This is a genomic window from Pedobacter folensis (assembly GCF_056490665.1).
Map to the genome: position 1 here is coordinate 476,880 of NZ_JBWJIF010000003.1, position 13,662 is coordinate 490,541.

Here is a 13,662-nt window from a genome sequence, read left to right on the forward strand (position 1 = left end):
GAAATAAAATAACTTGTTTATTTTCATTAATCTTGTTTGGAATTTACAATTCTAGTATTATCTTTAGTTCAAGAAAACAGTACTTAATAACGCATCAAAAATGCATAATTAGCATAAGTTAGTGTAAAACTTACACTATTAAAAACAACTTTTGCAAAAAAGCTACATCCCTTTTATAAAATATTTGTATTATAGTACTTTCTTAAGCACATCCCGGTTTAAGAACCATGAATTTAAAATTTGAATAAATAAGGATGGAAGCGCAAAACGACAAAACTAACGAGACAAGTGACCTGATCGAAAAGGAACAAGAAATACAACATTTAAACAATCCAGTAGATATATCGGTAAAGCCAATTGTTAAACAATACCTTGGTGCAGTTAAAAAAGTAAAAAAGGAGGGCAACCGTTTTTATTTCTCTGATGGCGATGCAAGAGTAGAAGTTCGGGTGGTAAGTGATGATATTATCCGGGTTCGCCTGGCTCCTCATGGCGTTTTCTTAGATGATTTTTCTTATGCCGTGCCTGAAGTGGATCAAAAAGTTTCTGTTTTTAAAATGCAGGAACACGATGATCATTTCACAATCTCTACCCATGCGGTTACCTGTAAAATAGAAAAAGCAAATTTCCATATTTCCTTCTCTGATAATATTACCAATGTAGTTATGGTTGATGAAGCCAATTCTATGCACTGGGAAGAAAATGTAGATTTTGGCGGTTATTATATCTACGCAACCAAAAAATGCCACCCTGAAGAAAATTTCTTCGGTTTAGGCGATAAATCTGGCAATTTTAACCTGCGCGGCAGGCGGTTCGAAAACTGGAATACCGATGCTTATTCTTTCGGCTGGAACCAGGATCCACTTTACCGCACCATACCTTTTTATATTGGTTTGCATAATCAGGCGGCTTATGGTATCTTTTTCGATAATACCTTTAAATCATACTTCGATTTCGGCAGTGAAGATGTAAATAAAACCAGTTTCTGGGCCGATGGCGGAGAATTGCAATACTATTATATCCACGGCCCACATATAATGGACGTGGTTAAACGTTATGCAACTTTAACCGGAACGCACCCGATGCCTCCAAAATGGACTTTAGGCTATCAGCAGTGCCGTTGGAGTTATTACCCTGAAACAAAAGTTAAAGAAATAGCCAAACAGTTCAGGGAACGTAAAATTCCTTGTGATGCCATTTACCTGGATATCGATTACATGGATGGTTACCGCTGTTTTACCTGGAACAAAAAATACTTTCCAGATCCACGGAGAATGATTAAAGAACTTTCTGATGATGGCTTTAAAACCGTGGTTATGATCGATCCTGGAATTAAGGTAGATGACGATTACTGGGTTTTTAAAGAAGGTAAAGAGAAAAGATTCTTCTGTCGCCGTAGCGACGATTATTATATGGAAGGGCATGTTTGGCCAGGCCGTTGCCAGTTTCCCGATTTTACCAATCCAAAAGTACGGAGCTGGTGGGGTAATTTATACAAAGAATTGGTAGACATGGGCGTTGCAGGTTTCTGGAACGATATGAATGAGCCAGCCGTGTTTGGTTCAGGAACTTTCCCTAATGATGTCCGTCATAACTATGATGGTTACCGTGGCTCACACCGTAAAGCACATAATGTTTATGGCATGCAGATGGTGCGTTCTACCTACGAAGGATTAAAAAAATTAATGCGCAATAAACGTCCGTTTACTATTACCAGGGCGGGTTATTCGGGCATGCAACGATATGCAAGTGTTTGGACCGGCGATAATATTGCCACCTGGGAACATTTAAAGATCGGAAATATCCAGTGCCAGCGTTTATCGGTTTCTGGCGTGCCTTTCTGTGGAACAGATATTGGCGGATTTAGTGGTGAGCCTGATGGGGAATTATTTACCCGTTGGATCCAGTTAGGTACTTTTTCTCCATTTATGCGTGCACACTCTGCAGGTGATACTGCTGAACGCGAACCCTGGAGTTTTGGCGAATTTTTCGAAGATATTAACCGTAAGTTTATCGAATTAAGGTATCGTTTAATGCCTTATCTCTATTCGGTATTCTGGGAGCATCATCGTTATGGTTTTCCTATTTTAAGACCGCTAGTAATGCTGGAGCAGGAAAATATCAGCAACAGTTTCCGTCAGGATGAATTTTGTTATGGAGATAAACTGTTAATCTGCCCGGTTTTAGAACAAGGTGCAATATCCAGAAAAGTTTATCTTCCAAAAGGAACCTGGTATAATTTCTGGACCAACGAAATCCTCGACGGTGGTAATGAATATACAGTTGATGCCAAGATAGACAGTATGCCGATGTTTGTAAGGGCAGGTACGGTTTTACCAGAATATCCGGTCATGCAATATGTGGATGAAAAATCGATTACTGAAGTTGTATTGAATATTTATCATAGCGATTACGAGGTAAATTCATACATGTACGAAGATCATGGTGATACGTTTGCCTACGAGCAGGACATTTATCTGGAAAAGAAATTCACCGTAAAAGGCGATGCTCAGGCCATTAAAGTGAACCAACGTAACGAAGGATTGTACACCCCTAATTATGAATTTTATGTTTGCAACGTTATCGGCGTAAAATTCCAGGTGAAAAAGATCATTATCGATAATAAAGAGGTGAAAGATTTTTATACCGACGATCAGAATATCCTGCATTTCAAATGCAATAAAAACTTCTTAGAAATACAAATCTTGAGTTTGTAACATTGAACCCCAAATGCTGTTTAGTATTTGGGGTTTCACCCAGTCTAACCAAAATACCTATGCCGTCAGCAAAAAAAGTTCCTGTAAAGAAATCATCCCAACCAAAAATTGATAAACAGAAATCCGTTTGGATCCATAGTTTATTTACCGATTATGATATTGATCTTTTTCTTGTAGGAAAGCATTTTAGGCTTTACGAGAAAATGGGCTCACATTTAATTACAGTTGACGGTGTCGCTGGAACTTATTTTTCAGTTTGGGCACCCAATGCGATTCGTGTAAGTGTAGTGGGTAATTTTAACGATTGGAACAATACTTCGCATCCGCTGAGTGTCCGATGGGACAAATCGGGTATTTGGGAAGGTTTTATCCCCGGTATCGCAAAGGGAGAAGTTTATAAGTATTTTGTTAAAGGTTTCGATGAATCTGAGCATTTAAAAGGCGATCCTTATGCCAGAAGATGGGAACATCCTCCGCAAACAGCTTGTATTGTTTGGGATACCGATTACACCTGGAAAGACAAAGCCTGGCTGAATAAAAGGGCAAAGATAAATGCATTAGATCAGCCGATTTCGGTTTACGAAATCCACTTAGGATCCTGGGAGCGCGATCCGGATAATCCAGAGCGAGTACTAAATTGCAGGGAGGTAGCCGGCAGACTTGTTCCTTATGTAAAAGAAATGGGTTTTACCCACGTAGAACTGATGCCCGTAATGGAATTCCCTTTTTTCCCCAGCTGGGGTTATCAGATTACAGGTTATTTTGGCGCAAGTTCTCGCTATGGTTCTCCACAGGATTTAATGTACCTGATTGATGAGCTCCATAAAGCAGGTATTGCGGTGATATTGGATTGGGTTCCTTCTCATTTTCCAGGTGACAGGCATGGTTTGTATGAGTTTGATGGAACCCATTTATACGAACATGCAGATATGCGGAAAGGCTTTCATCCCGACTGGAAATCATATATTTTCAATTATGACCGAAACGAGGTACGCTCTTTTCTGATTAGTAATGCTTTGTTTTGGATAGATCAATACCATGCCGATGGGCTAAGGGTAGATGCCGTGGCATCGATGTTGTATTTTAATTTCTCCAGAGAAGACGGAGATGCCGCAACAAACGAATATGGTGGAAGTGAAAACCTTGGCGCCATACAGTTTTTGCAGGACCTGAATGTTGCCGTTTATGGGAATTTTGAGGGCGTACAAACCATTGCCGAAGAAAGCAGCACTTATCCTGGCGTAACCCATCCGGTATATGCAGGCGGATTAGGATTTGGCATGAAATGGATGATGGGCTGGATGAATGATACCTTAAAGTATTTCAAAGTAGAAACCCTTGGCCGGAAACATCACCATCACCAGCTAAGCTTTAGCATGACTTATGCCTTTACCGAGAATTTCATGTTGCCTTTCTCTCATGATGAAGTCGTGCATGGTAAATCACCCATGCTGTATAAAATGCCTGGTGATGACTGGCAGAAGTTTGCAAACTTAAGGGCGCTTTATGCTTACATGTTTACCCATCCGGGAGCAAAACTCCTGTTTATGGGAAATGAGTTTGGCGAAACCAACGAATGGAACTTTACACAATCGCTGGATTGGCATTTATTGCAATACCCACCGCATAAAGGCATGCAGGAAACCGTTAAGGCCTTAAACTTCCTCTACAGGAAGGAACCAGCCTTATATCATTTCAATTTTAGTTACGAAGGTTTTCAGTGGCTCGATGCCGATAATGCAAACGAATCAGTATTCACATTTATGCGCAAAGGACCAAAAGCAAAAGATACTTTGGTTATCGCCATAAACTTAACACCTGTGGTGCGTGAGAATTATAGAATTGGTGTTCCTTTTAAAACCAAATGGACAGAAATTTTTAATACCGATGATATTGTATATTATGGAGGCGGTATTAATAACAGGGGAGATATAGTTCCTGATCTGGAAAATTATAATGGGCAGGAATATTCAATAATTGTTGATTTGCCACCATTGGCCGTAACGGTTTTTAAGAGCAAATAAAAAAAAAATGGTGACATTATACGCAACAAAACTAAATTCTTAAATAGCTTAAATAAGAAAAGCCTTCCATTGCTGGGAGGCTTTCTTAAACCCTGGAGTGGAAGCTTCCAGAGAGGGTGCAAAGATACAATAACCATTGTTCCCTGCAAGTATTATTTTTTAAATAATTTTTAAGGTATAAACCTTTGCCTGATACATTATGATAAAGCGCTGCCTGTTAGCATTTAAACTTGATGTTTGCATGGGAAGATTTTTCTTTTGGTAGGGTCCAAATACCATCGTAGCCTGGCTAGCATCACACTTTGTACCTGCTTTCTGCAATTGGTTTGAAGATATTGCCCCGCCGGTAAAAAATAGTCTTCCAAACCCAATTAAAATTTCTTTCCTTTTTTATACCGCAACTACAGCCTTGTGCTATTTGAGCGGTTATCTTAATCGTTGCTGTTTTCTGTTTTGCTTACTTATGGTTTAATAATAGTTTATTATAACATCATAGCTAGATTCGGGTCATCCCTCATCAGATAAGAGGACACAGGATAGACCAAAGTTTCCATTCTTTAAGTTTTGTTGATAAATATCAACAAAACAGGCTTTTAACGCGTGTTATCGAGGGTAATGAATAAAGTGAACGGATAATGTGACATTGGCTCGCAGTACTTTTGTATCACGAGCAAACAAACAAAATTTAATTTTCACGTCATCCCAAACTTACATTGAAAAGGCGCTCTTGTCTATCTTTCCTGGTGTTTGTGCTGTTTTTTATGCCCGCATATTTATATGCGCAGTGTGAAAATACCGCACGGACTTATGCAAACTTTCAAGGTTCTTACATTGATGGATTAGGTATTTTAGGCGCAAATTTATATGGAAGTATTTCAGACGCATCAAATGCTGTAAATGGACAGGTTAAAGATGCTTCAACATTATCTGTTCCGATAGGAATTCTTGGTCTTACCGGATCGGCCACCCAATTTCTCGAATTTACTACAGATGGTACTAATGCAAATAAACGCACAATAGCCGCAAATACCCCTGTAACAGTGAAACTGGCACTTCCAAAAGAATTATTGGGGCTTTTGAGCAGCTTTGAAATCGGTAGTTTTACAGACCTTCATGAAGTTCCCGGAAACAAGCCTTTAATTGGTTATGGATATGAGCCAGGCTACGATGCAACCCGAACTCCTATTTATACATCTGCAAATATTGCCGGTGTAATTGGTGGAGGGGGAGAGATTGAAATTACGGTAACGCCAACACAGGCTTTTAACGGAATCTATGTAAAGATTGCCGGTGCCGTGGTTTCTACAGCATTATCATTAAAGGTTTTTCATGCTTATATCATGGAGCTGAGCACAGGATCAATCAATTGCGATGAAGCAATAGACGTACTCTCTGGTGTAAAACCAACTGCCTTGGGTGGGATTGCAAATTTAACAGGTACGGTTGCCAATCCCTTTAATGCTATTGATCCGGATCCAAATAGCTACGCCTTGATTGATGTTGGTGCGTCTGTTTTAAATCAGGTATATCTTAATACAATTTTTAATAAACCATCTCAACCAGCTGATTCTGTAACCGTTATCCTCGAAAATCCCGGAGGTGGTCTTTTAGATCTTAGCCTTTTAACTGGCTTTACTATACAGCCCTATTTAAATGGAGTTGAAGCTGGACCTGCGTTTGAAAACACAGGTACTTTTTTGAATCTGAAATTATTACCTGGATCAACCAGCAAATATTCTTTAACCTTTTTGGTAACTGATGTGTACGACCGTTTGGAGATTACAATGGGCGGGCTTACGGGTGCTTTCAGCCGTTTAAGGATTTACGACATTAAGCGCAAGCTGGCAAAACCACGCACACTGGTGGATCCATCTACTACTGACGAGAAAATTATTTGTCAGGGCGGTACCGCTTCATTTTCTGTTCAAAATGCCCAAGATTGCACAGAATATAAATGGTACGATGCCGAGACTGGGGGTAATTTAGTTCATACCGGTTTGACCTATACCCCTCCCTCTACTCTTGCCGCCGGAGAATATAATTATTATGTACAGGCAAGTAGAACATATTGCGTTACTGCTGTTTCTGAACGCTTAAGGGTAAAACTTAAGGTAAACCCTTTACCAACGCTCGTGGTGCCCGGTGCAACAATCTGCAGCGGATCTTCTACCATAATAGCGGTTACCGCGCCAGATGCTGGTTTTACCTACAATTGGTACGATTTGCCATCAGGAGGCGCACTAATAAAAACAGGTACAACATATACAACTCCTATTCTTACAAACACAACCAGTTATTACGTAGAAGCTGTTAATACCCTAACGGGATGTAAAAATGCCGGAGGTGCGCAGGTGGTAGAAGTTAAAGTAAAACAATATGCACCTGTCCCCGCAATTGCCGGCCTTTCAGCGATGTGTAGCGGAACAAGCACAACATTTACAAATACCTATGCTGGTGGAACATGGAGTACCAGCGATGCAACCATCGCAACGATAGATGTTACAGGAAAAGTTACAGCTGTTGCCGCTGGCGCTGCCATAATTAGTTACACGGTTGCTGATGATGCTACCTATTGTGGAAAGAAAGTGGATTTTAATTTAACTGTAAACCCGCTACCAAATTTAACCCTGGAATCTAATCCAGGTATTTGCGAAGGACTTAGTACAACTAAAATGGCTTACACTAATCCGGTTTTCAGTCCTATTACCTATAGCATCTCCTGGACTGGAAATTTACTTCCTGCTGTTTCAGATCAGGTTTTGTCAGCAAACGAAATTACAATCAATGTTCCGTCAAATACGCCGGTAGCCGTATATCAGGGGCTATTAACCATAAAAAATGCAAACGGCTGCGAACGGGCCATCCCCTTTAGTTTTAGGGTCAAGCTTGTACCACATAAACCAACAGTATCTATTAATTAAAAAGAAAATAAATCATTCCATCCAAACCAATTATCATCATGACAAAAAAATCTACAAAACGCAATCTAAGAATCTTTGTATTCTTAATGTTCTTATTGCCGCTGGGTGCCTTTGCGCAAACACCAAATGTTTACCTGTGCGGAACTGGTACGGTAAAATTGAATCCAACTTTCACCGGTTATGCCCCTGTAAATGGTGATAAAATTGTATGGACCGTTGACGGAACTGCAGAAGCTGCTGTAATATACAATGGTTCAAATGCTTTTTATCAGATCGCTGCAGGATTAGCAGCCGGAAACCATACTTATTCGGTTCAGGTAATACCAGCTGATGCTAATCTTTGCCCTAGTGATGCCTCTGATAATACCATTGTAGAAAAATTACCTACGCCTATTATTACCGTTGCAGCCCCGGGAAGTGTTTATTGTACCGATCAAACCGCAACTACTGTAATTACGGCCAGTAAGGATGGTTCGATAACCTTACCAGCTGGGGTAAGCATGGCTTATACTTGGTCTGCAACATTAGGCGGTACAGCAGTAGCTGATATTGCAACTTTGGGGACAGCATCTGCTTCAGGAGATACTTTTACCCTTAAAGCCGGCGTGGCTCCAGGTGCTTATGTTTTTGCTGCTGTTGGAAGTTATGCCACTGGTGCTGTTCCGATTGTACCTGCAACAACTTGTACCGCAACGGCCAGCAAGGCTATTACAGTTACGGTTAAGCCAGGTAAAGCAACTATCTCTGTAGCGCCTTAAGGTGTTATTGTTCGTCCGGTTTAATGATGATGTTTAACAGATTTGGAATAATTGTGTTCGGCATGCTACTGCTTTCTGCAGTGGCATGCTTTGCGCAATCTTCCAACCCGAATACGCTTAACCTTAAACCAGGTGTTACCGTTAAACTCAGGGCCAACGGTACTGGGGCTACCTCGTATCAATGGTTCAGGAATGGTGAGGCTATTTTGGGTGCTACTTTGCAAGATTACGTCGTAAATGCCGCCGGAAAATATACTGTTATTACTTTTAGCCTGGGCGGTTGTAGTTCCGATCTGTCTGAAGAAATGGAAGTAGTTATGGAAACGGCCATGTCTGCAGATGTTTCCATCGTTAAAAGATCTGAAAGCAGGCAGGTAATCAATACCGAGGTATTTAAATACAATTTGTTGGTGCGTAATAACGGGCTGGGCAATGCGACTAACATTCAGGTAAAAGATGACCTTCCGGAAAACCTAACTTTTGTGAGTGTTGATGCTACAATTGTAGGTACTGCCAGTTATAACGAGCAAACCAAAACAGTTTCGTGGACGATACCCACATTGGCCAACGGAAGTTTTGTAGAGCTTGTGGTTAACGTAAGGGCCATGAAGCCGGGTAATGTGGTAAACAGCGCTACGGTTACCATCAACGAAGCAGATCCCGATCCATCGAACAATATATCAGTTGATACTAAAGAAATCACCGGGCTTAAAATACCGAATGTATTTACCCCAAATGGTGACGGAAAAAATGAAACCTTTTTTATTGAACGCTTAGACCGTTATAGCGAAAACCAGCTGACCGTTATTAACCGTTGGGGAAGTACGGTTTATGAGAAAGATAGCTATTTAAACGACTGGACAGCTAACGGCTTGGTAGATGGAACCTATTTCTATGTACTTAAAGTGAAAACAACAGGTGCACAATGGCAGGAGTTTAAAGGTTACGTTACCGTGATCAGGTAAGTGGATTTAAAATGTGAAGGAATGAAATTAGATTATACAGATGAAAAAGATTGTTGTAACGGCATTATTTAATTTAGCCTGCATTTGTTTGTTCGCTCAGCAGAATGCACAGTTTGGGCAATATATGTTCAATGGTTTATTCATCAATCCAGCTTATGCAGGTTACAAAGAAGAGTTATATATGCAGGCCTTTGTCAGGGCCCAGTGGACTGGTATTCAGGGTGCTCCCCAAACGCTTTCCGTATCAGTAGATGAAGCAGTTAAAGAAGAAAGTTTAGGTTTGGGCTTATTGGTATCGAAAGATAAAATAGGCGCACAGAATTCCTTAAACTTATCCGGTAATTTTGCTTACCGCATTAAGTTAGACCGCACCGAAACCAATGTGCTTGCTTTTGGCGTTGGCATAGGTGTCATGCAGATGGGCCTTAACGGAAGTTTGCTGGATCCAAATGAAACTGGCGACAATAAAATTCCAACGGGATATGAAAGCCGGATTGTACCTGATATTAGGGTAGGCGTACATTATTCTAACGAAAAATTCTTTATCGGTTTTTCTGCCAATAACCTGCTTACGCAATATCTCCCTGTTTTTAGGGATAATAATCTGCTCAGTATTACTTCCAAACCACATTTTTATTTAACGGCCGGAATGGTTTTTCCAATGAACAATGATTTTATGTTCAAACCAACCTTTTTAATCAAAGATGATTTGAACGGGCCAACCTCACTGGATTTGAATGCTTTTTTAATGATCAAAGAAAAACTTTGGTTAGGTGCTGCATACAGAACCTCCGTGAAATTTTATCCTAAACCAGCGCTACAAAGCGATTTAAGGGCAAGGAGCGCCATTGGATTGATTGCCGAGTTTTTTGTCCGCGAAAATCTCCGCATTGGTTACGGTTACGATTACAGTTTAAATAAATTCGGTAGCTATGATTATGGCTCGCACGAAATATCTATTGGTTATTACCTGCAAACCGCAAAAAGCAGAAGGCCAAAATGTTACTTCTAATCGTTGGGCATCTTTCGCCCGAAATTCCTTATCTATTTGCATCATACTAATTTCCGCTGCCTAGGCGTGTAGATTGTACCTGTTTGCGTTTTTATGTGAAAAATGAATGGAATGAATGTTGTAAAAATACCTGGCATAATTGGTTAGGATTTTTTTAAGCTTTTCAGGTGGTGTTGCGCATACTCCATTCGGTTGTTTGATTTTTAGTGTGTTAGCTAAACAAACGAATATCCGGCGTGTTAAAGCAATACTATCAAATCATCCATGCAACCGCTATCCCAAAGGGTTATCCATCAAAAACAAAGTGCTGATCAGCAGGCTGGCTTATCTGGCGATGAGCTCTTTTTGATTGCATTGAAAACGCATGATCCTGCTACTTTTAAAATTCTTTACAAAAGATATTCAGCAGCTCTTTATGGTAACATTATAAGGCGTGTAAGAGATGAAGAGAAAGCTAAATTAATTCTAGAACAAACATTTTGCGAAGCCTGGCAGTCTTTTTCGCAATTTGATCAGACTAAATTCAGGATTTTTACCTGGATAAATCAGTTTGCACTTCAGAATATTAAAAAATCCATATCATAAATAGGTTTAAACAGCATAAAGTTCCTGATAATCTACATTATTTTGATTTTCCGTTCAAAATCACTATAATTAAGCGTCTAAAGTCTATCCCTATTTGTGTATGCTCGAATCCCGCAAGGTGTTTTTAGTGAACGCCGTATTGAATTATTTCAGTAGTTTATGCCCTATCACCCCTGGATTTATCCAGGAAATTGAGAAAAATGTGGAGCCCCTTCTCATCAGGAAGAATAAATACATTTTATCACCTATTGATAATAATGATTATGTTTTTTTTGTCGTATCAGGTTTGGTAAGGGGTTTTATTAAAGATGGTAATAAGGAGATTACCACCTGGATCAGTTTAGGGGATGAGTTTATTGGGGCCATTCAGCATCCGGATGAAAATATTCAGCCCTCTATCGAATATTTGCAGGCATTGGAAAACTCCGAATTAGTGGCCATCCCGCACTTATTGATTGATAAGCTTTATGCCAGTTATCAGGAAACAAATGTTATTGGCAGAAAGATTTTGGCACTCCAGTACCATGCCGCCTCAGAACGGGCCATAATCGCACGAATCCCTTCGGCAGAAAGACGATATGAAAAATTCTTGGAACTAAATTCTTTTGACGTATCCAGGGTGCCACTAAGGTGTATAGCCAGTTATTTAGGGATGCGTTTAGAAACACTCAGTCGCATACGGAGTAAATTAGTGAGAGAGCTGGTGTAATCAAGTAAAAACAGCTGCTTTTCAGGATAATGATCAATATTATAACAGCTTAGGTTGATGTGCATAATGAATACTCAAGTTAAACGCTATGTTTACATAACATTATACACTTTTTACATATTGATGTACAACATCAGATTATGCATACTAAACCATGCATTTGTGTTTAAATTTGGTCAAGTAAAAATTAAATCAACGGGACGATTTAGATTACACTTACACTGGTAAGCCTCTCTGTTAAGGGAGGCTTATTTTATTTCAGCCTATCCGGTCAAGCTTCCCAATAATGAAATGATTTTGTTAAAGTTTTTATTAAATGCTATGGTCTAAAGTAAAATCTTCATCAAATCTTAATCTTTGAGCCGTAATATTGCAGATATAAGGGGTGAGAGCCTTATATCAACTTCATAGTTGAGAGCGTTAATTTAGATAGAGGATGTGGCCAGTGGCTACATCCTTTTTTGTTCTTGGCATTTTTTTGCAGTAGTAAATATGAAGCCCTAAATATTAACTACGCGATTGTAAGATTTGTCTCCTCCAACTCCTTCATTAATTCTGATACCTCAGCCCAGTGATTTATCCTTTGATGATGATTTTTTTCTACATTGTGGAATGCAGTAAACATTAAGGGTTTTCCCTTGCAGAAATCGAGGTTTTTACAATGGTCATCAATTAAATAATCAGTATCAATAATGCTTTTATCGCCACAAAAGATGATATTCTTCCAGCCTATAAAAGGAAAATGTTCTGCAAGCCACTCGCGTTTTTCGAAGAGTGATAAAGGAAATTCCATGGCAGCAGAAACAATATAGATCTCATAATCTTCCATTAATTTTTTAACCGCTTCAACCGCGCCATCCATAACAGGAAGGTTTCTGAAAAAGCCTGCTCTATTACAGATCTTCATTACCATTGCTCTATCCGGAAAAAGTTCTTCTTCCGATTTGCCTTTTATGTCATTGCGGGTAAGTGAAATACCCGTTTCTTCCTGATAGGTTTGTAGTATATGATCTTCGATGTCGGCAAGAACTCCGTCCATGTCGATGCCAATTGTTTTTCTCATGATTTGCTATATTTTGCAACAAAAATATTTAATATTTGCAATATATTGCAAATATTAATCTCATTAAATTTATATATTTGCAATATATTGCATGAATATGGTAAAAGAAGAACGTTTACAGGTCATTATAGATACGCTGGAAAAAGACAATAAGGTACGGTTGGATGAATTGAGTACATTGCTCAATGTGTCAGAAGATACTGTACGCCGAGATATTAAGGAACTTGACATGCAAGGATTACTCAGGGCAGTTAGAGGGGGCGCCATTTCCCATTCACCCATTCCACAGCACTACCGGGACAGGGAGAAGTACAATCAGCAACACAAACAGGTTATTGCAAATAAAGCATTACAGTTTTTGAAAGATGGTCAGGTGGTGTTTTTCGATGGCGGTACTTCTGTAGTAGCGCTGGCTGCCGCATTACCTAAAGAGCTAAAAATCACCATTATTACCAATAGCTTCCCGGTAGCCAATATTTTGGAAGACCACCCTAACGCCGAAGTGATATTTGCTGGCGGAAGATTGCATAAGACTGCATTTACCACCATGGGACAAGAAACTATCGATACCTTTAGAAAGGTCAGGGCCGATATTTGTATGCTTGGTATTTGTAGTTTGCACCACAGTATGGGTATTACTTCCATTATTTATGAAGATGCCCAGCTGAATAATATCATGATTAACCAGGCGCAGAAAACCATAGCACTTTCCGCACTCGAAAAAATAAATACCGTAGAGCCTTTTTATGTTTGTCCGGTTACGGATGTGGATGTAATCATTACGGAGACAGATGCTGATCATGTTACCCTCGCATCCTATAAACATTTAGGGATTGAGGTGGTTTAGAACCTAGATTATTATTAAGGCATGGATCAATAAAAAAATAATTCATGATATTTTTATATAC

At 39.6% G+C, this 13,662-nt stretch carries 10 protein-coding genes; 9 read left to right on the forward strand and 1 reads right to left on the reverse strand.

The genetic code is table 11. The features are described 5' to 3' along the window. Positions 1–254 precede the first annotated feature (254 nt). From AC04QZ_RS16520 to AC04QZ_RS16555, 8 genes are all read left to right on the forward strand, one after another. Entirely contained in the window at positions 255–2,717 is a 2,463-nt protein-coding gene (locus AC04QZ_RS16520) for a glycoside hydrolase family 31 protein (protein ID WP_086545029.1), read from the forward strand. Positions 2,718–2,776: 59 nt separating this feature from the next. Beyond that, positions 2,777–4,741, forward strand: coding sequence for a 1,4-alpha-glucan branching protein GlgB (gene glgB / locus AC04QZ_RS16525; RefSeq protein WP_478358680.1), 1,965 nt, complete (start codon positions 2,777–2,779; stop codon positions 4,739–4,741). Between the two features lie 761 nt (positions 4,742–5,502). Continuing rightward, positions 5,503–7,662: an Ig-like domain-containing protein gene (locus AC04QZ_RS16530; protein ID WP_478358681.1), complete on the forward strand. Its 2,160-nt coding sequence runs from the start codon at positions 5,503–5,505 to the stop codon at positions 7,660–7,662. A 38-nt stretch (positions 7,663–7,700) separates the two neighbouring features. After that, a complete protein-coding gene (locus AC04QZ_RS16535; protein WP_478358682.1) occupies positions 7,701–8,420 on the forward strand; it encodes a hypothetical protein in 720 nt (239 codons plus the stop codon). A 62-nt stretch (positions 8,421–8,482) separates the two neighbouring features. Continuing rightward, a complete protein-coding gene (locus AC04QZ_RS16540; protein ID WP_478358683.1) occupies positions 8,483–9,385 on the forward strand; it encodes a T9SS type B sorting domain-containing protein in 903 nt (300 codons plus the stop codon). A 40-nt stretch (positions 9,386–9,425) separates the two neighbouring features. Continuing rightward, positions 9,426–10,397, forward strand: a complete 972-nt coding sequence (locus AC04QZ_RS16545; protein WP_478358684.1) for a PorP/SprF family type IX secretion system membrane protein — start codon at positions 9,426–9,428, stop codon at positions 10,395–10,397. Positions 10,398–10,661: 264 nt separating this feature from the next. Further along, positions 10,662–10,982 (forward strand): hypothetical protein, encoded by a 321-nt coding sequence (locus tag AC04QZ_RS16550; protein ID WP_478358685.1) that lies wholly within the window; start codon positions 10,662–10,664, stop codon positions 10,980–10,982. A gap of 100 nt (positions 10,983–11,082) precedes the next feature. Next, on the forward strand, positions 11,083–11,691 hold the full coding sequence (locus AC04QZ_RS16555; RefSeq protein WP_478358686.1) for a Crp/Fnr family transcriptional regulator: 609 nt from the start codon (positions 11,083–11,085) through the stop codon (positions 11,689–11,691). Positions 11,692–12,202: 511 nt separating this feature from the next. Here the strand turns inward: AC04QZ_RS16555 and AC04QZ_RS16560 are convergent. Then, positions 12,203–12,754: a 5' nucleotidase, NT5C type gene (locus AC04QZ_RS16560; RefSeq protein ID WP_478358687.1), complete on the reverse strand. Its 552-nt coding sequence runs from the start codon at positions 12,752–12,754 to the stop codon at positions 12,203–12,205. 91 nt (positions 12,755–12,845) lie between these two features. Between AC04QZ_RS16560 and AC04QZ_RS16565 the strand changes: the two genes are divergently transcribed. After that, positions 12,846–13,601, forward strand: coding sequence for a DeoR/GlpR family DNA-binding transcription regulator (locus tag AC04QZ_RS16565; protein WP_478358688.1), 756 nt, complete (start codon positions 12,846–12,848; stop codon positions 13,599–13,601). Positions 13,602–13,662: the final 61 nt, after the last annotated feature.

What these genes read in the sequence shown, in the direction of transcription:
- AC04QZ_RS16520 (WP_086545029.1), top strand. Translation starts at nt 255, where the DNA reads ATGGAAGCGCAAAACGACAAAACTAACGAGACAAGTGACCTGATCGAA.
- glgB (WP_478358680.1), top strand. Translation starts at nt 2,777, where the DNA reads ATGCCGTCAGCAAAAAAAGTTCCTGTAAAGAAATCATCCCAACCAAAA.
- AC04QZ_RS16530 (WP_478358681.1), top strand. Translation starts at nt 5,503, where the DNA reads ATGCCCGCATATTTATATGCGCAGTGTGAAAATACCGCACGGACTTAT.
- AC04QZ_RS16535 (WP_478358682.1), top strand. Translation starts at nt 7,701, where the DNA reads ATGACAAAAAAATCTACAAAACGCAATCTAAGAATCTTTGTATTCTTA.
- AC04QZ_RS16540 (WP_478358683.1), top strand. Translation starts at nt 8,483, where the DNA reads ATGCTACTGCTTTCTGCAGTGGCATGCTTTGCGCAATCTTCCAACCCG.
- AC04QZ_RS16545 (WP_478358684.1), top strand. Translation starts at nt 9,426, where the DNA reads ATGAAAAAGATTGTTGTAACGGCATTATTTAATTTAGCCTGCATTTGT.
- AC04QZ_RS16550 (WP_478358685.1), top strand. Translation starts at nt 10,662, where the DNA reads ATGCAACCGCTATCCCAAAGGGTTATCCATCAAAAACAAAGTGCTGAT.
- AC04QZ_RS16555 (WP_478358686.1), top strand. Translation starts at nt 11,083, where the DNA reads ATGCTCGAATCCCGCAAGGTGTTTTTAGTGAACGCCGTATTGAATTAT.
- AC04QZ_RS16560 (WP_478358687.1), bottom strand. Translation starts at nt 12,754, where the DNA reads ATGAGAAAAACAATTGGCATCGACATGGACGGAGTTCTTGCCGACATC.
- AC04QZ_RS16565 (WP_478358688.1), top strand. Translation starts at nt 12,846, where the DNA reads ATGAATATGGTAAAAGAAGAACGTTTACAGGTCATTATAGATACGCTG.